The organism is Brevundimonas intermedia (assembly GCF_027922165.1).
Taxonomy (GTDB): domain Bacteria; phylum Pseudomonadota; class Alphaproteobacteria; order Caulobacterales; family Caulobacteraceae; genus Brevundimonas; species Brevundimonas intermedia.
In genome coordinates this window covers 143,832-165,430 of sequence record NZ_BSFD01000009.1, presented here as the reverse complement: position 1 = coordinate 165,430, position 21,599 = coordinate 143,832, and the positions used below count along the sequence as shown (strand labels likewise).

At 64.5% G+C, this 21,599-nt stretch carries 30 protein-coding genes; 26 read left to right on the top strand and 4 right to left on the bottom strand.

Going from position 1 to position 21,599, the window contains the following annotated elements; all coding sequences use genetic code 11:
• From PKE72_RS12405 to PKE72_RS12300, 22 genes are all read left to right on the top strand, one after another.
• Positions 1-846 (top strand): head maturation protease, ClpP-related, encoded by an 846-nt coding sequence (locus PKE72_RS12405; protein ID WP_271165694.1) that lies wholly within the window; start codon positions 1-3, stop codon positions 844-846.
• A 36-nt stretch (positions 847-882) separates the two neighbouring features.
• The gene (locus tag PKE72_RS12400) at positions 883-2,067 is read left to right on the top strand and encodes a phage major capsid protein (protein ID WP_271165693.1); all 1,185 of its coding nucleotides are present in this window, start codon (positions 883-885) and stop codon (positions 2,065-2,067) included.
• Between the two features lie 57 nt (positions 2,068-2,124).
• On the top strand, positions 2,125-2,319 hold the full coding sequence (locus PKE72_RS12395) for a hypothetical protein (protein WP_271165692.1): 195 nt from the start codon (positions 2,125-2,127) through the stop codon (positions 2,317-2,319).
• A 57-nt stretch (positions 2,320-2,376) separates the two neighbouring features.
• Complete coding sequence (locus PKE72_RS12390) at positions 2,377-2,748, top strand: hypothetical protein (RefSeq protein WP_271165691.1); 372 nt, start codon at positions 2,377-2,379, stop codon at positions 2,746-2,748.
• A 5-nt stretch (positions 2,749-2,753) separates the two neighbouring features.
• The gene (locus PKE72_RS12385; RefSeq protein ID WP_271165690.1) at positions 2,754-3,302 is read left to right on the top strand and encodes a head-tail connector protein; all 549 of its coding nucleotides are present in this window, start codon (positions 2,754-2,756) and stop codon (positions 3,300-3,302) included.
• Positions 3,302-3,634, top strand: coding sequence for a phage head closure protein (locus PKE72_RS12380; protein WP_271165689.1), 333 nt, complete (start codon positions 3,302-3,304; stop codon positions 3,632-3,634). Before PKE72_RS12385 ends, PKE72_RS12380 begins: the two co-directional genes overlap by 1 nt.
• On the top strand, positions 3,624-4,079 hold the full coding sequence (locus tag PKE72_RS12375) for an HK97-gp10 family putative phage morphogenesis protein (protein ID WP_271165688.1): 456 nt from the start codon (positions 3,624-3,626) through the stop codon (positions 4,077-4,079). The genes PKE72_RS12380 and PKE72_RS12375 overlap by 11 nt, the downstream gene beginning before the upstream one ends.
• 3 nt (positions 4,080-4,082) lie before the next feature.
• Positions 4,083-4,478: a tail completion protein gp17 gene (gene gp17 / locus PKE72_RS12370; protein ID WP_271165687.1), complete on the top strand. Its 396-nt coding sequence runs from the start codon at positions 4,083-4,085 to the stop codon at positions 4,476-4,478.
• Between the two features lie 47 nt (positions 4,479-4,525).
• Positions 4,526-4,951: a phage tail tube protein gene (locus PKE72_RS12365; protein WP_271165686.1), complete on the top strand. Its 426-nt coding sequence runs from the start codon at positions 4,526-4,528 to the stop codon at positions 4,949-4,951.
• Positions 4,952-5,278 carry a hypothetical protein gene (locus PKE72_RS12360; protein ID WP_271165685.1) on the top strand — a complete coding sequence of 109 codons (327 nt, stop codon included), beginning with the start codon at positions 4,952-4,954 and terminating at the stop codon, positions 5,276-5,278.
• A gap of 29 nt (positions 5,279-5,307) precedes the next feature.
• Positions 5,308-5,652, top strand: coding sequence for a hypothetical protein (locus PKE72_RS12355; RefSeq protein WP_271165684.1), 345 nt, complete (start codon positions 5,308-5,310; stop codon positions 5,650-5,652).
• On the top strand, positions 5,577-7,700 hold the full coding sequence (locus PKE72_RS12350) for a phage tail tape measure protein (protein WP_271165683.1): 2,124 nt from the start codon (positions 5,577-5,579) through the stop codon (positions 7,698-7,700). Before PKE72_RS12355 ends, PKE72_RS12350 begins: the two co-directional genes overlap by 76 nt.
• Positions 7,700-8,290 (top strand): hypothetical protein, encoded by a 591-nt coding sequence (locus tag PKE72_RS12345; RefSeq protein WP_271165682.1) that lies wholly within the window; start codon positions 7,700-7,702, stop codon positions 8,288-8,290. The genes PKE72_RS12350 and PKE72_RS12345 overlap by 1 nt, the downstream gene beginning before the upstream one ends.
• Positions 8,290-8,916 carry a hypothetical protein gene (locus tag PKE72_RS12340; RefSeq protein WP_271165681.1) on the top strand — a complete coding sequence of 209 codons (627 nt, stop codon included), beginning with the start codon at positions 8,290-8,292 and terminating at the stop codon, positions 8,914-8,916. Before PKE72_RS12345 ends, PKE72_RS12340 begins: the two co-directional genes overlap by 1 nt.
• Entirely contained in the window at positions 8,916-9,365 is a 450-nt protein-coding gene (locus PKE72_RS12335; protein ID WP_271165680.1) for a DUF6950 family protein, read from the top strand. Before PKE72_RS12340 ends, PKE72_RS12335 begins: the two co-directional genes overlap by 1 nt.
• Positions 9,358-12,801, top strand: a complete 3,444-nt coding sequence (locus PKE72_RS12330) for a hypothetical protein (protein ID WP_271165679.1) — start codon at positions 9,358-9,360, stop codon at positions 12,799-12,801. The genes PKE72_RS12335 and PKE72_RS12330 overlap by 8 nt, the downstream gene beginning before the upstream one ends.
• Positions 12,798-13,049, top strand: coding sequence for a hypothetical protein (locus tag PKE72_RS12325; RefSeq protein WP_271165678.1), 252 nt, complete (start codon positions 12,798-12,800; stop codon positions 13,047-13,049). The genes PKE72_RS12330 and PKE72_RS12325 overlap by 4 nt, the downstream gene beginning before the upstream one ends.
• Before the next feature lie 137 nt (positions 13,050-13,186).
• Entirely contained in the window at positions 13,187-13,513 is a 327-nt protein-coding gene (locus PKE72_RS12320) for a hypothetical protein (protein WP_271165677.1), read from the top strand.
• Between the two features lie 32 nt (positions 13,514-13,545).
• Positions 13,546-13,773, top strand: a complete 228-nt coding sequence (locus PKE72_RS12315; protein ID WP_271165676.1) for a hypothetical protein — start codon at positions 13,546-13,548, stop codon at positions 13,771-13,773.
• A 2-nt stretch (positions 13,774-13,775) separates the two neighbouring features.
• Entirely contained in the window at positions 13,776-14,261 is a 486-nt protein-coding gene (locus PKE72_RS12310; RefSeq protein WP_271165675.1) for a hypothetical protein, read from the top strand.
• Positions 14,258-14,476: a hypothetical protein gene (locus tag PKE72_RS12305; RefSeq protein WP_271165674.1), complete on the top strand. Its 219-nt coding sequence runs from the start codon at positions 14,258-14,260 to the stop codon at positions 14,474-14,476. The genes PKE72_RS12310 and PKE72_RS12305 overlap by 4 nt, the downstream gene beginning before the upstream one ends.
• 1 nt (position 14,477) lies before the next feature.
• Entirely contained in the window at positions 14,478-14,855 is a 378-nt protein-coding gene (locus tag PKE72_RS12300) for a hypothetical protein (RefSeq protein WP_271165673.1), read from the top strand.
• A 52-nt stretch (positions 14,856-14,907) separates the two neighbouring features.
• Here PKE72_RS12300 and PKE72_RS12295 read toward each other — a convergent pair whose 3' ends face one another.
• The gene (locus PKE72_RS12295; protein WP_271165672.1) at positions 14,908-15,105 is read right to left on the bottom strand and encodes a hypothetical protein; all 198 of its coding nucleotides are present in this window, start codon (positions 15,103-15,105) and stop codon (positions 14,908-14,910) included.
• Positions 15,106-15,300: 195 nt separating this feature from the next.
• Here PKE72_RS12295 and PKE72_RS12290 point away from each other — a divergent pair, with 195 nt between their 5' ends.
• Both PKE72_RS12290 and PKE72_RS12285 read left to right on the top strand, forming a co-directional pair.
• Positions 15,301-15,939 (top strand): hypothetical protein, encoded by a 639-nt coding sequence (locus PKE72_RS12290; RefSeq protein WP_271165671.1) that lies wholly within the window; start codon positions 15,301-15,303, stop codon positions 15,937-15,939.
• Positions 15,940-15,944: 5 nt separating this feature from the next.
• Complete coding sequence (locus PKE72_RS12285; protein ID WP_271165670.1) at positions 15,945-17,657, top strand: glycine-rich domain-containing protein; 1,713 nt, start codon at positions 15,945-15,947, stop codon at positions 17,655-17,657.
• 383 nt (positions 17,658-18,040) lie between these two features.
• Here PKE72_RS12285 and PKE72_RS12280 read toward each other — a convergent pair whose 3' ends face one another.
• Positions 18,041-19,096 (bottom strand): acyltransferase family protein, encoded by a 1,056-nt coding sequence (locus PKE72_RS12280; protein WP_271165669.1) that lies wholly within the window; start codon positions 19,094-19,096, stop codon positions 18,041-18,043.
• Between the two features lie 154 nt (positions 19,097-19,250).
• Complete coding sequence (locus tag PKE72_RS12275; protein ID WP_271165668.1) at positions 19,251-19,607, bottom strand: hypothetical protein; 357 nt, start codon at positions 19,605-19,607, stop codon at positions 19,251-19,253.
• 334 nt (positions 19,608-19,941) lie between these two features.
• On the opposite strand from PKE72_RS12275, the gene PKE72_RS12270 reads away from it, so the two are divergent.
• Both PKE72_RS12270 and PKE72_RS12265 read left to right on the top strand, forming a co-directional pair.
• A complete protein-coding gene (locus PKE72_RS12270) occupies positions 19,942-20,421 on the top strand; it encodes a M15 family metallopeptidase (protein WP_271165667.1) in 480 nt (159 codons plus the stop codon).
• The gene (locus tag PKE72_RS12265; protein ID WP_271165666.1) at positions 20,418-20,786 is read left to right on the top strand and encodes a hypothetical protein; all 369 of its coding nucleotides are present in this window, start codon (positions 20,418-20,420) and stop codon (positions 20,784-20,786) included. The genes PKE72_RS12270 and PKE72_RS12265 overlap by 4 nt, the downstream gene beginning before the upstream one ends.
• 266 nt (positions 20,787-21,052) lie before the next feature.
• Here PKE72_RS12265 and PKE72_RS12260 read toward each other — a convergent pair whose 3' ends face one another.
• Positions 21,053-21,589 carry a hypothetical protein gene (locus PKE72_RS12260; RefSeq protein WP_271165665.1) on the bottom strand — a complete coding sequence of 179 codons (537 nt, stop codon included), beginning with the start codon at positions 21,587-21,589 and terminating at the stop codon, positions 21,053-21,055.
• Positions 21,590-21,599 lie beyond the last annotated feature (10 nt).

The window sequence follows — 21,599 nt, the reverse complement described above, 5'->3', positions numbered from 1 at the left end:
ATGAACAAGAGCAGCCTCCCGGCCGCCGCCGTTCTGGCGCGGCGCGATTTCGCGCGTTCGGCCTGCCCGCCCAGCGCCATGACGGCCTGGAACGCTGGCGTCCGCGCCGCCACTGAAACCGACACCTCCATCTCAATCCTGGATGTCATCGGGATGGACTGGTGGACCGGCGAAGGCGTGACCACGAAACGCATTGCCGGCGCGCTGCGAGCGATTGGCGATCAGGACGTGGTCGTCAACATCAACTCGCCCGGCGGCGACTACTTCGAAGGCCTCGCGATCTACAACCTGCTGCGCGAGCACAAGGGCCGCGTCACGGTGAAGATCCTCGGCATCGCCGCCTCGGCCGCATCGGTCATCGCCATGGCGGGGGATGAGGTTCAGATCGCCCGCGCCGGCTTCCTGATGATCCACAATACCTGGGTCGGCGCAGCCGGCGACCGCCACCAGCTGCGTGATACGGCCTACTGGCTTGAACCCTTCGACGGTGCGGCGGTCGACATCTACGCCTCACGAACGGGCATCGACTCCGCCGAGATCGGCGAAATGCTCGACAAGGAAACCTGGATCGGCGGCGCTGATGCGGTCGCTCGCGGCTTTGCTGACAGCCTGCTGTCAAACGACGCGATGCGTGATGACCCGCAGTCGCGCGAGCGAACGGAGCGCCTGCGCGCCGAGCGCGCCACCGACAACCTTGGGCGGATTGCTGGGGTGTCCCGCTCGGACATCAAGCAACTGATCCAAGATCTGAAACGCGTCACGCCTGGTGCTGACGACTATGGCAAGCCCGGCGCTGCCGACACTGAGGAACTTCGGTCCCTCGCGGAGACCCTGCGGTCGCTCTGACCGCCCCTTTTCCCCATAAAATTGAAGGAATACCCAATGTCGGACGACATCAAAGAAATTCGCCAGCAGCTTGAACGCGTCACCGGCGACGTCAAGCAGACGGCCGAGAAGGCGCTGAAGCAGGCCGAGGACACCGGCAAGGTGACCGACGAGGTCAAGCAGACGGCGGACAAGCTGCTGGTCGAGCAGAAGGCCTTGCAGGGCAAGCTGGAGGCGGTCGAGGAGCGTCAACAGCAGCTCGAGCAGAGCGCCGCCAATCGCCGCGAGCAGGACAAGGCGCCGCCCAAGAGCTTGGGCCAAGCCATCGCCGAAAGCGACGGCCTGAAGGCGTTCATCGCTCAAGGCGCCAAAGGCACCCAGCGCATCGAGGTGAACAACGTCATCACGTCGGCTTCCGCCGGCGGCCTGATCACCCCGACGCGAGACGGCGAGATCGTCAGCCTGCGCCGTCGCCAGCCCCGCATTCGATCGCTGCTGAACCAGGGCCGCACCAACTCAAGTTCTGTGGAGTACGCCCGTCAAACGGCGCGGACCAACAACGCTGCAGTCGTCGCCGAGAACACCCTGAAGGCGGAATCGAACTACGCCTGGGCGAAAGCGGACGCGATCGTCCGCACCATCGCCCACTGGGTGCCGATCTCGCGCAACACCCTGGACGACGCCGCTGCCCTGCAAACCGAGCTGGACAGCGAACTGCGCTACGGCCTCGACATCGCCGAGGACGAAGAACTGCTGAACGGCGACGGCACCGGCGAGCATTTGGACGGCCTGCGGGCCAACGCCACCGCTTATGCGGCGCCGTTCTCCATCGAGGATGAAACGCCGATCGACACTCTGCGCCTGGCGCTGCTCCAGCTGGAACTTCAGGACTATGCCGGCGACGGTTTCATCCTGAATCCGATGGAATGGGCGCGCATCGAACTGACGAAGAACCAGTTCGGCTCCTATATCTTCGCCAACGTGCTGCAGCTCGCTGGGCCCACCCTCTGGGGCCGTTCAGTGGTCGCCACCACTGCGATGGACGCCGGCGACTTTATGGCTGGCGAGTTCGGTGTCGCGGCCACGATCTATGACCGCATGGACGCCGAGGTGCTGTTCTCCACGGAAGACCGCGACAACTTCGTGAAAAACATGATCACCGCTCGCGCCGAAAAGCGCCTGGCCTTCGCGGTCAAGCGAGAGACGGCCCTCGTCGACGGCACCTTCCCGCTGGCCGCCTGACGGAATGCAGCCCGGTCGTAAGGCTGGGCTGCACCCTGATTCAGCAGAGAGAACCCCATGCACATTCGTTTCAACCGCGCCCTGCGGGGCGACTACGGCCGCGCGAAAGTCGGCGACGTGAAGCTGGTCGAGAAGGACGTGGGCAAGAGCCTCGTCAAGCGCGGCCTGGCTGAAGAGGTCGAGCCCCCTGAGGAGGCCGAACCCAAGAAGGCGAAGGGCAAAGGCGGCGACGCCAACGGCACCCAAACCTGATCAGGCCTACGGGCCGCCACCCGGCGCACCGCGCCAACCCCCAATAGGAGATCGACCATGCGTCGTTACAAGGTCACCCTGACCACTGCCGCTGACGGCACCGCCACCGGGTACGCGCCCAAGACGTCGGGCAATATTCATTCCGTCCAGTACGTGAAGCCCGGCACTAATTCTTTCGCCGACGGCGTGGACTTCACGATCACCGCCGAAGCCACGGGCGAGAACATCTGGACGGAGCAGAACGTCAATGCTTCGGCCGTCCGATATCCCCGCGCGGCGACGCACACCCAGGCTGGCGCAGCGGCCTTGTTCGCAGCGGGCGGCACGCCCGTTCAGGATCGCATCGCCATCGGTGGTGATCGCGTGAAGATCGCCATCGCTCAGGGCGGCAACGCCAAGACGGGCGCCTTCCACATTCTGGTGGACTGAGCGTCATGAGTGTCCTCGTCGTCACCCCACCGGCTCCCCTGATCGATTTCAAGATGGTGAAAGATCATCTGAAGCTGGATTCTGGCGACGAGGACACCCTTCTTGAATCCTATATCGCAGCAGCGTCCGGTTGGATTGATAACCCGCTGGGCTGGCTCGGCCGCGCGATCCTGACCCAAACCTTAGAGCTTCGGGTCGCCGACTTCAGCGATGCCGAATGCCTGCCGCATGGTCCGATCAGCAGCATCGAGAGCGTGAAATATCTGACGCCCGCCGGCGTCGAAGAGACGTTGCCTGACAACGCCTATCGCTTGGACGGCCAAGCCCTGGTCGCCACAGGTTCTTGGCCAGCACTGCGGGGCGATGCCGAGGGCGTCAGGGTTCGCTACGTGGTCGGTGGCGCTGAAGCGCCGGCGCCGGTCCAACAAGCCGCCCTGCTGCTGATCGGCCAGTGGCATGCCAACCGCGCATCGGTCGTCATCGGCACCATCGTCAATCAGATGCCGTTTGGGATTGAAGCCCTGCTCCAGCCCTATCGGAAGTGGCACTGCTGATGGAGGCGGGCAATCTAGACCGTCGCATTACGCTCCAGCGCGCGACTATCACCCGCGACGGCTACAACAACGAAGTCGCGACATGGAACGACCTGGTCACGGTGTGGGCTGGGTATGCGCCGGTCAGCGACGGGGAGCGGTTCCGGGCGGGCGAACGTGCCTCTGAGATCAGCGCTCGGTTCACGATCCGGCATTCCAGTCAGGTCGCCGACCTGAGCCCCAAGGATCAGCTGGTGTTCAGCGGCCGGACCTTCGCCATCACGCGGGTCAAGGAGATCGGTCGCCGCGAAGGTTTGGAAATCACGGTCGTGGGGCGGGACGATGCCCCGTAGCCCGTCCTTCAAGATCGAGGGTCTGAAAGACATCGACCAGGCGCTTTTGGACATCGGGAAAAAGGCGACCGCCAAGAACATTGGTCGCCGCGCGCTGCGGAATGCCGCGGAGCCCATAGACCAGTCTTGGCGTAGCAAGGTCCGTGTCGATACGGGCGATCTGCGGGAAAGTGGCGGCATCAGCACGAAGCTGACGCGACGCCAGCGGGCCCAGCACAAGAAGACCGCGCCCATCGAGATGTTTGTCGGACCTGGTGGAAACCCGCAGGCCATCACTGAAGAGTTCGGCACGAACACCCATCCACCTCACCCTTCGCTTCGTCCGGCGTGGGACGAACACAGGCACGACCTGCCTGCAGTGATCGGGGCTGAGCTTTGGTCTGAGATCGAAAAGGCTGCCGCCCGCGCGGCGCGGAAGACGGCCCGCCTCGCCCCGAAAGGCTGAGCCATGGAAGTCCAACTGACTGCGCGCCTGTTGTCTGAGGCGAGCCTGAAGGCGGTCGTCGACGACCGGATCACCTGGTTGCGGCGCGACCAGGGCGGGGCGACGCCGGCCATTGTGCTGCACCGGATTGACGGGGCGCCGGACTATCACAGCCTGGGTCCGTCCGGACTGGTCGAGAGCCGGGTCCAGGCCGACTGCTGGGGCGCGACCTACGCCGAGGCCAAGGCCGCCGCGACGGCGCTGAAGGCCGTGATGTCTGGCGCGCGCTTCGCCCAGGGGGTGGTGCGGTTCGACGCCGTCTTCGTGATCGACGAACGCGACCAGACCTTCGACGAGACCGGGGGCGCGATCTATCGCACCTCGGTCGATCTGAACATTCACCACGCCCTAGTGGCGTGATGTTTCCGGGCCTAGCCCGTCACCCGCCATCGCAGGAGAAATGAGCCATGGCTGCTACCGAGGCTGTAAAGGGCTTTGGCCTTACCGCTGAATATCTGTCGACCGCGCCGTCGACCTATTCCGCCATCGGCGAGCTGCTGTCGGCGACGCCGCCGCAGAAGTCGCGCGAGGTGATCGATGCGACCCACATGCAGTCGCCGGGCGGCTATCGTGAGTTCATCTCGTCGCTACGCGACGGCGGCGAGGCCACGCTGACCTTCAACTACACCGCCGATGGTTATGAGGTGCTGGAAGGCATGTTCGACGACGACGATCCGGCGAACTTCCGGATCACACTGTCGGATGGCGCGACCATCGTATTCGATGGCCTGGTGACTGAGCAGCCAATCGACGACATCGCGATCGACGATAAGATCGGCATGTCGGCCACGATCAAGGTTACCGGTCCCGTCACCTTCACACCGGGGGCGTAAATGGCGAACCGGGTTCGTGGCGAGGTGCCCTTCAAGGCGGATGACGAAGACTATGTGCTGGTCCTGGACTTCAACGCCCTGTGCGATCTGGAGGCTGATTTCCCCGGCATCATGGACGGGTCGTTCGAGCTGAAGAGCCCGACCGCCATCCGCAAAGTGTTTCATACCGGCTTGGCCAAGCATCATCCGGAACTGTCGGTGCTGTCCGCCGGCGAGCTGATCAGCGCCGTCGGGATCCCGATGGCCGGGCAGCTGGTGGCGGCAGCGTTCAAGGCCTCTTTCCCGGAGGCCGCGACCGGGAGCAAGGCTCGCCCCCCAAAGCCGTAGAGGCCTGGTCCTGGGAGCGGAGCCTGGGCTTGTGGGTCGAGGCGGGTTTCGATCCCGAGTCCTACTGGCGCCAGACGCCCCGCCTTTATGACATCGCCATCCGGGCGCGGATCCGCGTGCGGGAGCAGGAGCAGCAGGGCCGCGCCTGGCTGGCGTGGCATGTCGCGGCCCTGCCCAAGATGAAACGGTTCCCCGGCCTGAAGGAACTGCTGGGGCAGCGGCCGAAGGCGCGGGTGCAGACGCCCTCCCGGATCGAAGCCGAGCTGAAACGCATGTTCGGACTGAAGAGGAATGAGCCATGGCCGGTAGCGCAACCGTCGGCGCCCTGCGCGTCGTCCTCGGACTCGACAGCGGCGCCTTCACCGACGGACTGAAGGGCGCGCAGCGCCAGCTGAAGCAAGTCGGCGGGCAGATGCAATCGGTCGGGGCGGGGCTGGCCACGGCCGGCGCCGCCGCGACGGCCGGGATCACGGCACCCTTCATCGCCCTGGGGTTCCATCTGCTGCAAGGCAGCCAGGATGCGGCGGCGGCGGCGGCCCAGGTGAACGCCGCCCTGACCAGTATGGGCGGCGCCTCGGGCAAGACGTCGGAGGAGCTGGCCAAGACAGCCGAGGCGCTGCGCGACCTGACCGGGATCGACGACGACCTGATCCTGCAGGATGTCACCGCCAATCTGCTGACCTTCGGCAATATTGCAGGCCCGACGTTTGATCGGGCGCAGGCGGCCATTCTGGACCTTTCGGCGCGCCTGGGCGGGGATCTGCAATCGGCGACCCTGATGGTCGGCAAGGCGCTGAATGATCCTGTGAGGGGCCTGACCGCCCTGAGGCGCACCGGGATCCAGTTCACGGCGCAGCAGGAAGAGCAGATCAAGGCGATGGCCGCTGTCGGCGACACGGCTGGGGCGCAGGCTGTCATGCTGGCGGAGCTGGAGCGGCAGTTCGGCGGAGCCGCCAAAGCCGCTGCCGACGCCGATATGTGGACGCCGCTTAAGACCGCGTTGATGGACCTGGAGGGCGCGTTCGAACCCATCGTCCGCGATGTGGTCACGCCTTTGGTGGCCAAGGTCGCCGAGCTGGCGCGGTCCTTCGCCAACGTGAATCCTGAGGTGCTGAAGTTCGTGGCTGTGGGCGCCGCCATCGCCGCCGCCATCGGGCCGATGCTGATCGCGCTGGGGGCCATGGTTGCATCTGCCGGGGCGCTGACGGCGGCGTTCGCCGGCGGCGGGTTTCTGGCCGGGATACTGCCATTCCTTGGTCCGATCGGCCTGGGCATCGCGGCGGTGACGGCGGCGTTCGTCCTTTGGGGCGATGAGATCGTGCCGATGCTGCAGGTGTTTGCGGGGCAGTTGGCGGAGACGCTGGGCCCCAAGATCCAGCCGTTGTTGGCGGCCGTGAACGGGGCCGTCCAGGCGTTGGGCGGCGTGTTCGCGGCGATCTTCGCCGGTGGCGACGGGTCCGCTTCGGTCAATCTGAAGGCGTTCGGCGAGGTGATCGCCCGGGTGCTGGGTGCGGCGGTCGATCTGGTGACTGGGGCGGTGAATGTGATCACGCAGATTTTCCGGGCGCTGGGCGCCCTGCTGCGTGGCGACTTCTCGACCATGTGGAACGCCCTGGGCAGCGCTGTTCGGGCGCTGGTGACGGGCGTGCTGAACGCGTTCGAGACGCTTTTCCCCGGCGTCATCGGCAGCGTGTCGAAACTGGTCGAGGGCGTCACGACCTGGCTGCGCGAGCGGCTGGGCGCGGTGCTGCAATGGGTGATCGACAAGGCCAAGGCCGTCGGAGACGCCTTCTTCAAGCTGTACGACGCCGTGGTCGGGCATAGTTACATCCCCGATATGGTCGAAGAGATCGGCGATTGGATCGCCAAGCTGCAGGGCAATATGGTTGCGCCCGTCGAAGGGATGACCAGCCAGGCTGCCGCTGCGTTCGACGGCATGTCGTCAGACATCAACTCGACCCTGGAGGGGCTTTTCAAGTCCATTGGGTCGAAAGACTGGAAGGGTGTGCTGGGGAGTCTGCTGGAGTTGGGCGGGTCTGCCGGCGGGGGGCAGTTCTCGAAATGGACCGACATCGGCAAGAGCGTGCTGAACGCGTTCGGTGGCGGGCTGCCCGGGTTCAAGACGGGCGGTTCATTCACGGTCGGCGGATCGGGCGGGGCTGACAGCCAGATTACGGCTTTCCGCTCTACGCCCGGTGAGATGGTGGATGTGCGGCGGCCGGGGCAGACTTCAGGCGGTGCGGGCGGATATTTCGACCTGCGGGGTGCGGTGATGACCGCTGATCTGCTGGAGCAGATGAACCGGATTGGTCAGACGAGCGAGAGCAACGCCAATCACTGGTCCACTTCCAACGTCCCCGGCTTGTCTCAGAGCCAGACCGCCAAGCAGCAGCAATACACCGTGGGGCGGAAGAGGCGCTGATGGTCGCCCTGATCCTGCCTACCTCCCCCGCGCCGTCGAGCATGACGCCGCGGCCCATCAGTTCGCGCAATGAACAGCGGCCGGCGTCGAGCGGCCCGGTCAATCGATATATGCAGCCGGGCACCCGCTGGGCCTGGGACATCGAGCTTCCGCCGATGACCTATGTTCGGAGCCTGGAATGGGACGACCTGCTGTCCGAGGCAGACACGGTCGTGATGAAGATCCACCAGCCGGGCCTAGACATCGGCTCTCCGGGCTCTCCGCTGATCGACGGCGCCAATCAGATCGGCCGCACGCTGAACCTGAAGGGCCTGACGCCGGCCTATGCTTTCCGCAAGGGCCAGTGGATCAGCTTTCCGGTCCTGGGTCAGCTGTTCGCCTACAAGGTCCGTACCGCGACGGTCGTCGAGAGTGACGGCACGGTCGCCCTGCCCTTGCTGACGCTGTTGCGTCTCCCTCCCGCGAACAACGCCGTGGTCGATGTTGCTGAGCCCAAGGCCGAGGGTTTTGCGACCGTGGACACTTCGTCTCTTCAGGTCAGCGTAGATCGATTTGTCCGCCTGCGGTTCACCCTTGAGGAGCGCGAATAATGGACGCTTCATCGGTCGCCGCTCGGAAACAGCCGGTATCATGGATCGTCCAACTGCTTGAGTGGACGACAGCGGATTTCACCATTCGCCTGTCGACGGGCGGGTTCATCCCTTGGGGGGAGAAGGTCTTCCTCGCCCGTGACCTGACCTATGGCGCCTTGGGCGAGTTGCCGACCTTTGAGGACGGCATCGACAGCCAGACGACGCGTGCGAACATCACGATCATTCCGCCCGACCCTACAGCCTTGGCGGCGGTCGCGGACCGCGCTCATCAGCGCACGCTCATTCAGGTCTGGGACGCCACGCTGGACGGCGACACTGGCTATCTGGTCGGAGAGCCGGACCTGCTGTTCCGAGGCATCGTAGACTTCCCCCGCCTGGTCATCAGTGAAACGTGGGAGGTGGTGCTGGAGTGCGGCACCGAAGAGTCGCTGCTGAACGAGCCGAACGAAGACCGGCGCCTGTCGAACCCTTTCCACCAATCCGTTTGGCCCGGCGAAACCGGACTGGCCTACGTCACCGGCCTGGGCCGCAAGGTCTACTGGCGCGCCAACACCCCAGCCGGCACCGGCGGTGGCGGCTACTCCAGCGGCGGCGGTGGCGGCAACAGCGCGAACCAATACTGATGATCGACCCTAGGGAACGCCGAAAGCGGGCGGCCGAAGCCTGTCGCGCCCGCTTTCACCAAAAGCCGTACAAGCCGGGCGTTCGCGACTGCCCCCTTCTGGCGCTGCACGATCTTCGCCACGTCGGGGTGTCGGTTCCGTTTGCAAAGGGCCTGAAGTGGAAGGACGAGACCGAAGGGCTCCGCATCCTCAAGGGTCTCGGTTTCTCCAACCTCTATGAGGCGCTGGATAGCCTGGGCCTGCCTCGTATCGCCCCAGCCATGGCGCGCACGGCCGATCTGGTCGCCCTGCCGACGACCCACAAGCTGGGCGCCCTGAGCGTCTTCATGGGCAACGGCGCGCACCTCGGTTTCCACGACCTCAGCCCGAACGCCGAGATCATCACCAACCTGACCGAATTCGTGCGCGACGATCTCGGTCCCTGCGCTTGGAGGGTCATTGATGGGTAAGGCCCTGAAGACCGCGGGAGTCATCATCGGCGCAGCGGCCCTGATCGCGACCGGCGTCGGCGCCCTGGCCATGCCGGGGCTCGCCGGGTCCACGACACTGTTCGGCATTTCGACCGGCACGCTCAACACGATCAGTTCAGGTCTTGTCGCCGTCGGCGGTATGCTGGACAAGCCCAAGAGCCAAGGCTCAGCCCAGCCGGACGAGTGGACGTCCAGCCCCGATCAACCCACGCCCTTCCTGTTCGGGCGCATGGGCGTCGCCGGCAAGATCGTCCAGCGCGACGAGTTCGGCCCCGACAACATGTACCAGGGGATCGTCGGGATCATCTCGGGTGCGGGGCCGATCAAGGGCATCCAGTCGTTCAAGGGGGACGATCAGGCCGTCACCTTCGGCTCCAACGGCATCGCCGTGTCGTCCCAATGGCAGGGCGAGATGTGGATGGTGCGCCGCGCAGGCAATCAGCCCGACACGGTTCTGACTGTCCCTGCTGGCCTAAAGAGCGGCGGCCAATCATTCGAGTGGTCCTCGTCCGCCAAGCTATCCGGCAAGGCCTGCTATCTGCAGGTGCTGGGGGAAAATTCTAAGGGGACGGCGTACCCGGCCGGCATCCCTGATCCGGTCCACGTCGGCGAGGGCATCTACGGCTACGACCCACGCTACGACAGCACGTATGCCGGCGGCGATGGCTTTTGCCGTCTCGGCGTCCGCTCGACCTATCGCTATATCGAAGATCCGATCATCGCAGGCCTGAACTGGGCGCTGGGCATGGTCGAAAACGGCCAGGTGGTCGGCGGCGTCGGGGCCTCCATTGACGGGATCGATGTTCCCGCCTTCGTCGAAGCCGCGAACATCAGCGAGGCCAACGGCTGGAAGGTCGCCGCCTGGCCCGACACGTCCGAAGATGCGTCCTCGGTACTGGATCAGTTCCTACAGGCCGGCGGCGCTGTCCGCGCCAGGCATGCGGGCAAGATCAGTTGCGTCAGCCGGGGCGCGCCGCGCGCATCGGTCGTGACTGTCACCGGCCGCGACATGGCCGGATCGATCGAGCTCAACACGGCGCCCAGCCTGTTCGACCAACTGAACACCATCACCCCGCGCTTCATGTCCGAAGCGGGCGGTTGGAAGCTGACCCCGGCGGACCCTGTCTCATTCGCTGCCTATGTCACCGATGACGGTGGCAAGCACAGCGACCAGATCGACTACCGATTTTGCCCTCTGCTGAAGCAGGCGGCGGAGCTTGCGGCCTATGACATTCTCGACGCCCGCGAGCCGTTCTCCGGATCAGTCCCGCTCAAGCCTCACATGCGGTTGCTGAAACGGGGCGATTGCTTCGTCATCGACGAGCCGGGTGTCCTGCTGGACGGGGTGAAGTGCATCGTCCTGAGCCGGTCCTACGATCCGAAAACGGCTCAGGTCCGCATCGGCTTCCGGTCGGAGACCGACAGCAAGCACGCGCTGGCGCTGGGCAAGACCACGACCCTTCCCGATTTCCCCACGCTGACGCCGACTGACCCCACCTTCGTCTCCCCGCCCGAAGCAGGCGACTGGACCATCACTCCACGCCCGCCCTCCACCGGCGGCGGTCAGCTTCCCGGCTTTGACCTATCCGGCGTGGTGTCCAACGACACGGCGACGGCCATCATTGTTGAGCATGGCCCGACTTCTGCCGGCCCCTGGACGCAGGCCTATCAAGGCCCGCCGACCGTCACGAACATCCCAATTGATGGCCTTCAGTCCGGCGAGACCTATTACATCGCGGTCCAGTATCAGCGGAACCAGAACTACTCCGAACGCCACGTCTATGGCCCCTACACGTCCCCTGTGCTGGACCCTGGCCCGAACGCGCCGACCCTAGCCGAAATCTTCGGCGACATCGGAGATCTGGACGACGCCCTGGCGCTGTTCGACGGCGATCTGGCCGCGTTGGAGGGGGAGCTTTCGGCCCAGGGCGCGGACATCGCCAGTTTGGAGGTCGCGGTTTCGGATGAGACGAGCGCGCGCGCGGTGGCGATCCGGGAGATCCAAGCCGCAGCTTCCGGGGGGAGTATCAACTCCAACCCGAATTTTGCCGCCTTCCCCGACGCCGTGGCTGTGCCGTCGGGTTGGTCCGCATGGGGTCGGCAAGACAATGCCAGGGTCACTGGGCGATTTTCGGCTTATGGTTTCCAGCAGCATGACAACACCGGCGGCGTCCAAGAGGATTGCGGCTTGGTCCAGACCTCCGCCACATGCCCAGGTCTGAGCGCTGCCGCACCCGGGTATTATGTGATCGAAGCCGATGTGCGCCTGTTGGCAGGCGGTTATCGCGGCGCAGGCGTCTTGCTTTATGCGGGAAGTTTTGGCGTCGGCTCGGTCGCTACCCTGCATATGGGGGATGAGCCGGATGTAAATGGTCAGGTCGGAAACACGACCGCACTGCCGAGCCGAAGTTTCCGCAAGCTAATCCGGCTGGAGAATGTCTCCGACGGTGGATTGACGCTGCATCTGATGACCAACTGGAACGGCGGGTTCGGTATCCAGGACCCCAAGGTCATCGCCTGGGATCATTGCGCCGTGAGGCCCGCCACCGATGCCGAGATCGCGGCCGGCACGGTGTTGCCGGGCCTCTCGGCCTCGGTCACAAACGCCCAACAGGCCATCGTTGATCTGGCAGCCGGCAAAGCCTCGGCTGCGGCTCTGACAGCGACCCAGGCCCAGGTCGATGATCTGGACGCCGAGACCTTCATTCTTCAGACGTCGGTCGCGGACGTGACCTCGCGGCTTTCGACGGCGCAAATCGACATCCGGGCGGCGGTCGGTTCAACCCCGGCCATGGTCCAGTTGAAGGACAGCGCGAGCGGGTCAGTCCTGGCCATGGTGGCGCAGTCCCTGTTGCTCGGCACCTATGACAGCGGCGGAACCCTGGTTGAAGTCCTGAGGCTTGTCGGAACCAAGGCCCGGTTCAGCGGGGACGTCGAGATCGACGGCGACCTGCTGCTGGGTGGGACGCTGAACGGCTCCACGAAGATCGAAAAGGGCACGGTTCGCCCCTACGTTTCCAGTTATGCCGCCGGAACCGTAACCTTGAGCGGAACGGCGCCCTCTGAAGTTGCGGAAGTTATCATCGAGACTTCAGGTTCGCCTGTGATCGTCGAGTTTCTTGCATTGATGGACATGCAGCATGCGCCAGCAAGTTCATTCACCATGTATGTTGAAACGAGAAGGCAACGGCTTGATGGCGCCGAAGATACGCAGGTTCAATATGAGTATGTCGCTGGCGCAGGGGACACGGCGGACAACTTTACCGGAAAGTGGCCAATAAAACTGAGAGACATATACGCCACGCCCAACACATGGAGATATTATGTGCGGGTCTGGACGAGCGCCAGCAATATGTCGGTCAAGGATATCCGTAACCGCTTCATGTCTGCTGAAGAGGATCTGACCAACACATGATCTTCCGCATCATTGAAGACGCAACCGGAGCGGTGGCGATGAGCGTGGATGCGCCCGACGCATACCGCGCCTCACTGTACCTGAAGCCCGGTCAGACCCTGATGGCGTCTGACGGCCCGTTGGTGATCGCCGACTGTCTGGAGGTTGCTTCAGATGGAACGCTTCAGCGATCCGCCGACGCCCCTGACTTGGATTTGCCGTTCGCCGGCGAAGGCCTGGCCCTGACCCCTGTCCTTACGGAGATCTGAAATGACGAAACCGACTGAGCCCGCCTTTATCGAGTGCAATGGACGACTTCGCTTTCTACAGCCGGTCGAGGTTGCTGGGGCGCTGATCATTGGCCCGATACGGAGATCGACTTCTTTCCAACCCAAGGATAGCCGCGATGACTGATCAAGCCGTCGAACTGACCCCTGAACAAGTCTTGGCCTATCTGGCCACGAACCCCGAAGCCCTGCGTCTGCCCAGCGCCCTGACGGCGGCCGAGGCCCTGAACAGCGCGGCCGTCCAGCAGGCGATCACTGTCATCGACGCCGCCCTGCTGATCAATCAGGACAGCGCGTCGCCCGCGCCGGGACAGCGCACGGCCGGAGAAGAAGGCTCGCGCGAGACCCTTCAGCGAGTTCGGACGGCTCTGAAGCTGGGGCAGGACATGATCACACTGCGCATCGCAAAGCTGACGCCTGTAGAAGCGCCCGCTGATCCGGCCTGACCCCTTCCCCAACGCCAAAAAAGGAGACCCCCATGCCTGCGCAATCCCACATTGACGCCATCGGCGCGGCGCTGATCGACGTCGAGGAAAAGGCCAAGGCCGCCAAGGCTGCGGCGCGAGACGTTCAGAAGGCCGTTCGTCATCTGCACCAACTGCTGGACAAGGCCCAGACCGCCTATTCGGCCTCGACCCCTAGCAATGTCGTCCTGTTCTCGGGTGGAACCGACAAGCCCGATCCGAACAAGCCCGTTGAGGACTGATCATGATGATCGCCTTCGGGGTCGCATGCATGGCGGTCTTTGCGGTCAACGCATGGGCCGCCTGGGACGCTAAGCCGCGATACACAGACGCGGCCGGCGTGGCGATGATGCTCTGTGTCTCCTACGGCCTGACCAACCTGATTATCGGGGTCTATGGCCTCCCCGATGCAATCCACGCCTTCCCGGTCATGGACGCGATCTTCGTTTGGATGGTCTGGCGGGCGTGGATGAAGAACAAGAGGGCGTGGAAGATGGGCGTCATGTCCCTTCTCGTGGCCCAGCTCGTGCTCCACGCCGCTTTCATCTTCCTCTGGAAGACGACCGGCATAGATGGCGGCAACCTGTACGCGTACATTTTCCTACTCAATGTCGCGTTCACGGGGCAGCTAATCTTTGCAGGGAGCGCGGGTCTTACTCATGCTGTGGTTCGCGCTTTCGATCATATGCTTGGTGTTCGGCGTCAACTTGCTCATGCGAGGTCTCGATGACAAAGACACCCGGCGAACGCATCACCGCGACCGAAAAAGACATCGAGAGGATTGATCTCGACATCGCCGACATGCGCGGCGACCTCCGTGAGATCAAGACCATGGCCCAGGCCAGCGAGCGGATGCTTCGTTGGGGCATGGGGGCGGCGGCAGCGTTCGGCGCCATGATCCCGCTGCTGATGCCGAAGATCGTCAAGGCGCTGGGGCTCGACTGATATGACCGATCCCGCCGCCGCAGAAGCCATGAAGGCCGTCGCCGCCGCGACCCATGGCCCTGACACGCCCGAGGCCGCGTCAGTCATCGCCAAGCCGACCGACATCGCCATTCGCGCCCTGGGCCTTGCCGGGCCTGCCCTGTCCCTGATGATCATGGCCATCGTTGCGGCCATCGCCTCGGCCCCGGCCTGGCGCTGGCTGGGCCTGCCGGAATGGCCTGATGAAGTCGCGGCTGTGCGGATTCAGGCCCTGGCCGGGATAGCCATGGCCCTGACGGCAATCCTGGGCGTCGTGGTGTTTCGCCTCGCCAGCGGCGGACTGAAGCGGGTTGAGGCCAAGGCTGGCCCGGCTGGACTGACCGTCGAAACCGGCGACTGAGAGACGCGCCGCCGAGTGGTCGACCCCGGAGTGTTCTCCGGGGTCGGAGCCGTCAGGGTTCGACGGTGATCTGGCAGATCACCGGGTCGGGACAGACCCACTCGTAGATGAACTCGCCAGTGCTTTGATTGTAGCCGGTGGCCATGTAGGTGCAGTCACAATTGCCGGGCCCAGCAATAGCCGCCGGGGCGATGGACATGCCGACGGCAACGACTAGCGCTCCCGCGACGGCCGAGAGTTTCTTCAACATTCACTTGCTCCCTCAAAGTCGGACAGCCCGATGCCGCCCCATCGGCATCTGCCGCCAAGGTCGGCGTCTGCCGCAACTCACGATCGCTTGATGGCAGCGCGTGGCTTGTCCTGCGCCTCACCCAAACTGACGAACCCGGTTCGCGAACGCCGTTCGCATCCCTCTCCACAATCTGACCTATCGACCGGAGCCGCCATGTCGTCGCCCGCCAAACTGCCACGCCCGCTCGACCCCATCGCCATCGGCGCGACCTGGTCGCAGCCGCTGAACCTGTTCGAGGCGGACAAGGTCACGCCGCTAGACCTGACCGGGCGCGCGGTGACGATCTTCCTGAACCGGATTGGCCTGCCTGAGAAAGCGGTCGAGATCGCCGGCGTCGAGAATGCGCCGGGCGTGGTGGTGTTCGAAAAGGCGCCGGGTGAAACCGACGACTGGCCCAAGGGCGTCTATGCCGTCGAAATCCGGATGCAAGACGGGGCGGATGATCTGTCCCTTGCCGTCGGCGAAGTCACGGTGGCGAAGGGGGCCGGTGCGCAGGGCGAGGACCGGATCGGGGCGGCGCGGTCGCCGGCGGCCCTGGGGATCGCTATCGGGGGCGTGGCTCCCATCGCCATCGCACTATCGCCGCAGGGGTTGAAGGGCGACCAAGGCGATCCGGGGCCGAACGCCGCCGGTCTGATCAGCTTCGACGACACCCTGACCCTGCTGGGCGCCGCGACTGTGCAAGAGGCCTTGATCGCCCTGTTCGAAATGTCCGCCGGCGGTCAGATCGTCATTGACGGAAGCGGCGCGGCGGTCACATTCAATAATCAACCCGTGGTATATGGAGCCTGATGCCGATGGCCATCACATTCGAATCCGTCCTGGCTGCGCTCGGCCTCACCAATCGTCCGCCGATGCGGCAGGTCTTCGTCGACGACTACCAAGAGACCTTGATTCCCGATGGCTACACCTCGGTGGAGATACAGCTGCTCGGCGCCGGCGGCGGGGGTGGCTCTGGGTGCCGTCGGCCGGTAGGCGGTATTCGCACGGGCGGCGGCGGCGGCGGCGGCGGCAATACGGCTGTCCTAAACCTGACCGTTGCGGATCTCGGCGGCGCAGGGGCCATTTTGCCGATCATCGTCGGTCGCGGCGGTCGCGGCGGCGCGGCGACGTCGGTGGATGGGGCGAGCGGTCAGCGGGGTGAAGCCGGGTCGTCCGTCGGCATCGGCACCGTCATGAGGCCTGCCGTTTGGCCCTATCCTACGCTTTCATCCTGCCGCGCGTTGGCGGCCAGCGATGCAATGCTGGTTGGCGTCCACGCTGACGGCAGCATCTACACCAGCGTCGCGGGCGCGGAGTGGACGCTGCGCGCCAGCGGTGTCACGACTTCGTTGAATTCCATCGTATGGGCTGCCGCTCTTGGCCTGTTTGTCGTCGTCGGCGCAGGGGGCGCTATTCTGACCAGCCCGGACGGCGTGTCCTGGACGGCGCGCACCTCCGGCGTCGCAGTAGCGCTGAACTCGGTGATCTTCGAGGGTGGGGTCCTGGTCGTCGTGGGCGCGTCGGGCGCAATCCTGACGTCCGTCAACGGTACGGCCTGGACGGTCAACGCCTACTCAAGCGCCGCAACCCTGGCGCAGGTGGCATTCGGCGGCGGGCTCTACATCGCAACGGACTCGACCGGCAAGATCGTCTCGGCCAGCGATCCCGCCGGGACCTGGACTGCGACCCAGCTGACCACGGCGGTGACGCAGCCCCTGTACGGCATCGCCTACGGCAACGGCGTCTGGATGATTCAAGCCGGTCAGAACGGCAACTGCTACACGTCCACGGACGGGGTCGTGTGGACCAACCGGGGCGGCCGCTTCCAACGGTTCTCGGCCTTCCTGAGCTTCACGAACGGCTGGTTCTTCCAAAACCGCTTTGTCAGCCAGGACGGCCTGACCTGGTATCCGATGCTGCACAACGGCGACGGCTGCTCGATGGCCGTGTTCGCGCGCGGCGCCTGGTTCATCGCAGGCGGCGCCAGCTTCGTGCAGCGCCTGGACCGGATTATTACCAGCTTCACGCCGATGAACATCATGGGCTCTTATCCGGGGTTCGGGGGGTCGGGCGGCATAGCCAGCGGCGGCGGCTCGGACGGTACGGGCATCCTGCCTGGCAGCGCCGGCGCGGCCAGCGCTATCAGCGGCAGCGCGGCCATCACGGCGAACGCCGTGGCTTCAGGCGGAGGGGGCGCTGGCGGCGGCGCGACGGCGGCCAATGTCGCGGTCGGCGCGTCTCTCGGCATGGAGGGTTCGATCAGCACCAACTTCCTGCTGCAAGGATTCAACGGCGTGTCCGGAGGGCCTGGCCCTAACCCTGGCGGCAGCGCGGGCGATGATCCGACCCTCTTTGGGTCGTCGGGCGGTGGCGGTGGAGCCTGGACTTCAGGGGCGGCTGGCCAGAACGGTGCTGACGGCGGGCACCCTGGCGGCGGCGGGGGCGGCGGATCGGCGGCGGACAACGGCTTCGTGTCGGGCGCGGGCGGCCGGGGTGGGGATGGTCAGGTCAGGCTGATTTGGCGCTAACGAGGGGAATAGCGAAATTGCATCGACATAGTGTCTAGCGCCCACCTCCGCTCCTCAGCCAGGCCCTCTGGAGCGGTCAAATAGATGAGAATTGCCTCGACGATATCCATGTCGTGGCAGACGTTAGCAAGGTCGTCGGGCGCGATGCTGTAGGCGACCTTGATCTCCCGGTCTGTGAGAGCGAAGGCTTTGTTGGATTTTAAATAGAGTTTTTGGTCCTGCGACTCGGGGCCGCCTCTATGGTAAAGATGGTTCCGCAGGTTGTTGATTATGGTGAAATGTCGAAAGGCGCGGCAGCACTATTCCGGCGGCAATCGCTACAATCACCAAACGCCCTATGAGCTGGATAAGATGGCGGATTGGACGCTGGCGGCGCTTGGTTTTTAGGCAGCGGTCTTCTGGACAATTGGTCGCACGGCACTCAGCTCGGTGAGCTTGCGGCGCGACCAAATGTCGAAGGGTACTGCTAGGTACGTACAGCCGAGCAAAAGGGCGGCAAGTACGCCGATCCCAACAGCAGCGGGCGGGAGCGACAGCCTTTCAGCACCAGCCTCAGCTATAGCAAGAGCCGGACGGTGAACGGCGTAGATGGGAAATGATATCAAGCCCAGCCACGCTGCTAACTTGTGGAGCTTGGGCGAGATCGTACACGCCGTTCCCATCCAGACCAAAGCAGGACTCATCAGTGCGACGAAGAGAAGGTCGTAGACTCGACCGCCGAACGGCAGGGCGAGGGCGGCCATCAGAACGCAAAGCACAAGCGCGACGCTGATTTTGGGTGCCTTGAGCTTGAGGCGAAACAGCAAAGCGCCGGCCGTGAAAGAGAACAGGGTTCGCGCTATCGCGGGAAGCGTCCCCGGTAGGTTGAAGCCAGTGTCGGAGATGCCGCTCGCAGGCGCTGTCAGGGCCAAGGCGATGTAAGACGCGACGCCAAGCCCGCACAGCACGGGAATGGTCAGGAAGCGGAAGAAGACCGCGTAGAGCACGTTTACCAGCAGTTCGTGAAGAAGGGACCAGCTGGGCGAGTTAAGTGAAAAGAGCTGGTAGTCGCGGCTGGCGAGGGGCGCGGGAATGAACAAAAGTGCGGCGGCTAGACATAACGCGAGGAGCCCTGGCGTCAGAGCGTAGTGATTTCCTGAGGCAATCAGCAGGATCTCGCGGCACAAGCCTAGCGCCAACCCTGCGGCATAGAGTGGCCAAAACCTGATCACGCGAAGCTTGATGAAGGCGCTTGGGGTTAAGTTTGTCGCCAGCCTGGCGTCGTAAGCATGAGCGATCACGAAGCCGCTCAAGACGAAAAATAAGTCCACCGCGAGATAGCCGCGAGAGGCGATCGGGCCGAACAAAGTGGGGCTGTGGTAGAGAACGACCATCAACGCAGCTATCCCGCGCATCGCGTCAAGCGAGACGAACACATGCCGGTGTGTGGATGTTGTCATGATGGCCCCCGCCCAAACCGTAACTCGGGTTGCTGAGCGGTACAACAATGCAACGCCGCTTGATGACTCACCCACCCGACGGCGGCGATCAGCCCCCAAGCGAGAAAACCGCACGCCACGCAAACGGCAATCCTGACAGGCTGAGGCCATGGCTTCATGGCATGGCCGCCTGCCGGGCTTTTGCGGCCTGCTCCGCGACGCGAAGAAGGACGCCGCCCAGCAGGCCGTCGGATTCAATCTCCGCGTTGTACCGTAGGTCGCGGGTGGTGCGCAGAAGGTCCAGCATGTCGCGGGCTGACGTAGCATCGGTCGCGGAGTCGGCCACCGTCGGCGTTCGAGGCAGCCCCGGATCGGGTGCATTCGGATAGCAGCTGCGCCACGCCTCCAGATTGGCGGCTCTGAACCGGGTCGCCAGGGCAACGGCGTCCAAGCCTGCCGGCAGCAGCAAATGATCAGCGGCGAAGCATGCCAGCTGAACCAAGTCGCGGTCGCCGATCAGAAGCACGGACATACGTCTTCTCCCTAGACTGGATGCGCAACCTTAGCTGTGTCATTGCACGACCTCAAGTAACGCCGGTTAACGGTGTCGCCAGTCTCTGGGGGGAGGTCTGGAAGAGCCTACACCGTTCGTCTGGGACAAGCCGTTTCGGCGGCGGCGCTGCAAGGCCCTGGACAGCGACGATCTGAATATCTGGCGACATGGGCCGACCCATTGCCCGCGCCAGTTCCGGCCGGGGCCGCTGAACCCCTTCTTCTGTAATCTGCGCCCCTGTCCGGCCGGATGGCCCGACGGCGAGAACGCGGTCTGCCCGCTGATCATCCCATCTGAAACTGGAGAGACCGCCATGGCCTATGTCCTGGGCGCGACGTCGCGCGCCAATCTGAAAGGCGTCCACCCCGACCTTGTGCGGGTCGTGGAGCGCGCGATCTCGATCTCTAAGATCGACTTCAAGGTGATCGAGGGCGTCCGGTCCCGAGGGCGGATGATGGAGAACTACGGCAAGGGTCGCACGGCCGCCCAGCTGGCCGCCAAGGGCATCCCGGCCAAGTACGCCCGTCCGGCGGTCGCCAAGGTGACGTGGCTGGCGGACCCGTTCAGCTCGAAGCACGGGATCCAGAAGAGCGGCTATGGCGAGGCCGTGGACTGTCTGATCGCCCCCTACGACTGGAAAGAGGGGCCTGGCTGGCGGCTGATGTACGAGGCCTTCATAGAGGCGGGCCGGATCGAGAAGGTCCGGGTCCGCTGGGGCCGTGACTGGGACGAGGACGGCAAGATCGGAGAGAAGGGCGAGACCGACGGTCCGCACTTCGAACTGGTGCGATGATCCGCTTCCTTCTCGCCGCCTTGGCCGTCGCCGCCGTCCTGGCGGGGGTCCAGACCTGGCGCATCGACCGCCTGAAGTCCGAACTGGACCAGGCGAAAGACCAGGCCGTCGCCCTGGCCCAGCGCCTGGATGACGCCGCCACCTTCGCCCAAACCGCCGACGACCGCTGCACGGCCCAGGTCGCCGCCGCCCGCCAATCCGCCCGCGCCATCGAGCGCATCATCGAAAGGCCAGTCCATGTCGATCCTCAAGGTTGCCCTGTGCGCGAGCGCGTTTCTGCTGACGAGCTGCGCGAAGCCCTACAGCCCGGCGTCTCTGCCCCCGAGCCTGTGCACGACGGTCAAGAGGGCGCCGGCGCTTCCTGAAGGCGCTTCCATGGTCCAGCCCGTCACGGAGGAGGAGCGCGAGGGCGTCCGCCTGTTCCTGACCTGGATTGCGGAGGCCGTGAGCGTCGGGACCGAAAACGCAGATCGAGCGGAGGAGGCTAGGCGTGTGGCCTGCGGGCCGCCGCTTCGACCGGGCTAGTGCCGTAGTCGGAATTCCGACCTCGGTCTGACCGATGGTCACTCAGCGTCGAGCTCAAGGGCTCCGCTATCGAAGCCGCCCCGGTTCGTCTGGGGCGGCTTTGTCGTTATGCCGCGCAGGCAAAACCGCTGTCACTCAAGTCGATTGCCGCTGTTTCGGCGCGATCATGCGAAACATTTTGATCGTCGGCGCGTCCGGATGCCGACAGGAATGCGTTCACCGCCATCAGGTAGACGCGCGAAAGCAGCGGGTCCGCCGCCGCGCTCGCCATCATTGCTGACGCCATAAACGCCGCGAAGTTATCTTGGCCCTCAGGGCTCAGGCGCGCCAAATCAGCTTTCAGCTCGGCGGAGCGCGCAGAAATTGGCTTGGGTTTACGGATCCGCCCGAACAGGAAATGCCGAGCGAAGCTGCGGGCCATAGCGGGGCGGCCGGCGTGCTGAATAGCTGAGCCTATGAACCGGATGACGCTGTCGGGCGTGGCCTCGTCCTGGATGAGGGCGTTCGCCGCCTTATAGTTTTCGTCCAGCAGCTCACTGGCGCTTCTCAAGTCGCCGGAATAAGTCTTGGCCCACATCAACGTCAGCTGCACAGCAGCGAGCGCAGCAGCGGCGGCGACAAGGATGGGCAGGAAAGCTGACATAGCGGTGTGC

Excerpts from the sequence above, each read along its gene's own strand:
- PKE72_RS12350 (WP_271165683.1), top strand. The coding sequence starts at position 5,577 with ATGGCCGGTAGCGCAACCGTCGGCGCCCTGCGCGTCGTCCTCGGACTC.
- gp17 (WP_271165687.1), top strand. The coding sequence starts at position 4,083 with ATGGAAGTCCAACTGACTGCGCGCCTGTTGTCTGAGGCGAGCCTGAAG.
- PKE72_RS12400 (WP_271165693.1), top strand. The coding sequence starts at position 883 with ATGTCGGACGACATCAAAGAAATTCGCCAGCAGCTTGAACGCGTCACC.
- PKE72_RS12310 (WP_271165675.1), top strand. The coding sequence starts at position 13,776 with ATGATGATCGCCTTCGGGGTCGCATGCATGGCGGTCTTTGCGGTCAAC.
- PKE72_RS12405 (WP_271165694.1), top strand. The coding sequence starts at position 1 with ATGAACAAGAGCAGCCTCCCGGCCGCCGCCGTTCTGGCGCGGCGCGAT.
- PKE72_RS12270 (WP_271165667.1), top strand. The coding sequence starts at position 19,942 with ATGGCCTATGTCCTGGGCGCGACGTCGCGCGCCAATCTGAAAGGCGTC.
- PKE72_RS12320 (WP_271165677.1), top strand. The coding sequence starts at position 13,187 with ATGACTGATCAAGCCGTCGAACTGACCCCTGAACAAGTCTTGGCCTAT.
- PKE72_RS12260 (WP_271165665.1), bottom strand. The coding sequence starts at position 21,589 with ATGTCAGCTTTCCTGCCCATCCTTGTCGCCGCCGCTGCTGCGCTCGCT.
- PKE72_RS12305 (WP_271165674.1), top strand. The coding sequence starts at position 14,258 with ATGACAAAGACACCCGGCGAACGCATCACCGCGACCGAAAAAGACATC.
- PKE72_RS12280 (WP_271165669.1), bottom strand. The coding sequence starts at position 19,096 with ATGACAACATCCACACACCGGCATGTGTTCGTCTCGCTTGACGCGATG.
- PKE72_RS12390 (WP_271165691.1), top strand. The coding sequence starts at position 2,377 with ATGCGTCGTTACAAGGTCACCCTGACCACTGCCGCTGACGGCACCGCC.
- PKE72_RS12290 (WP_271165671.1), top strand. The coding sequence starts at position 15,301 with ATGTCGTCGCCCGCCAAACTGCCACGCCCGCTCGACCCCATCGCCATC.
- PKE72_RS12385 (WP_271165690.1), top strand. The coding sequence starts at position 2,754 with ATGAGTGTCCTCGTCGTCACCCCACCGGCTCCCCTGATCGATTTCAAG.
- PKE72_RS12380 (WP_271165689.1), top strand. The coding sequence starts at position 3,302 with ATGGAGGCGGGCAATCTAGACCGTCGCATTACGCTCCAGCGCGCGACT.
- PKE72_RS12345 (WP_271165682.1), top strand. The coding sequence starts at position 7,700 with ATGGTCGCCCTGATCCTGCCTACCTCCCCCGCGCCGTCGAGCATGACG.
- PKE72_RS12285 (WP_271165670.1), top strand. The coding sequence starts at position 15,945 with ATGGCCATCACATTCGAATCCGTCCTGGCTGCGCTCGGCCTCACCAAT.
- PKE72_RS12375 (WP_271165688.1), top strand. The coding sequence starts at position 3,624 with ATGCCCCGTAGCCCGTCCTTCAAGATCGAGGGTCTGAAAGACATCGAC.
- PKE72_RS12340 (WP_271165681.1), top strand. The coding sequence starts at position 8,290 with ATGGACGCTTCATCGGTCGCCGCTCGGAAACAGCCGGTATCATGGATC.
- PKE72_RS12275 (WP_271165668.1), bottom strand. The coding sequence starts at position 19,607 with ATGTCCGTGCTTCTGATCGGCGACCGCGACTTGGTTCAGCTGGCATGC.
- PKE72_RS12300 (WP_271165673.1), top strand. The coding sequence starts at position 14,478 with ATGACCGATCCCGCCGCCGCAGAAGCCATGAAGGCCGTCGCCGCCGCG.
- PKE72_RS12325 (WP_271165678.1), top strand. The coding sequence starts at position 12,798 with ATGATCTTCCGCATCATTGAAGACGCAACCGGAGCGGTGGCGATGAGC.
- PKE72_RS12330 (WP_271165679.1), top strand. The coding sequence starts at position 9,358 with ATGGGTAAGGCCCTGAAGACCGCGGGAGTCATCATCGGCGCAGCGGCC.
- PKE72_RS12265 (WP_271165666.1), top strand. The coding sequence starts at position 20,418 with ATGATCCGCTTCCTTCTCGCCGCCTTGGCCGTCGCCGCCGTCCTGGCG.
- PKE72_RS12365 (WP_271165686.1), top strand. The coding sequence starts at position 4,526 with ATGGCTGCTACCGAGGCTGTAAAGGGCTTTGGCCTTACCGCTGAATAT.
- PKE72_RS12315 (WP_271165676.1), top strand. The coding sequence starts at position 13,546 with ATGCCTGCGCAATCCCACATTGACGCCATCGGCGCGGCGCTGATCGAC.
- PKE72_RS12395 (WP_271165692.1), top strand. The coding sequence starts at position 2,125 with ATGCACATTCGTTTCAACCGCGCCCTGCGGGGCGACTACGGCCGCGCG.
- PKE72_RS12295 (WP_271165672.1), bottom strand. The coding sequence starts at position 15,105 with ATGTTGAAGAAACTCTCGGCCGTCGCGGGAGCGCTAGTCGTTGCCGTC.
- PKE72_RS12360 (WP_271165685.1), top strand. The coding sequence starts at position 4,952 with ATGGCGAACCGGGTTCGTGGCGAGGTGCCCTTCAAGGCGGATGACGAA.
- PKE72_RS12335 (WP_271165680.1), top strand. The coding sequence starts at position 8,916 with ATGATCGACCCTAGGGAACGCCGAAAGCGGGCGGCCGAAGCCTGTCGC.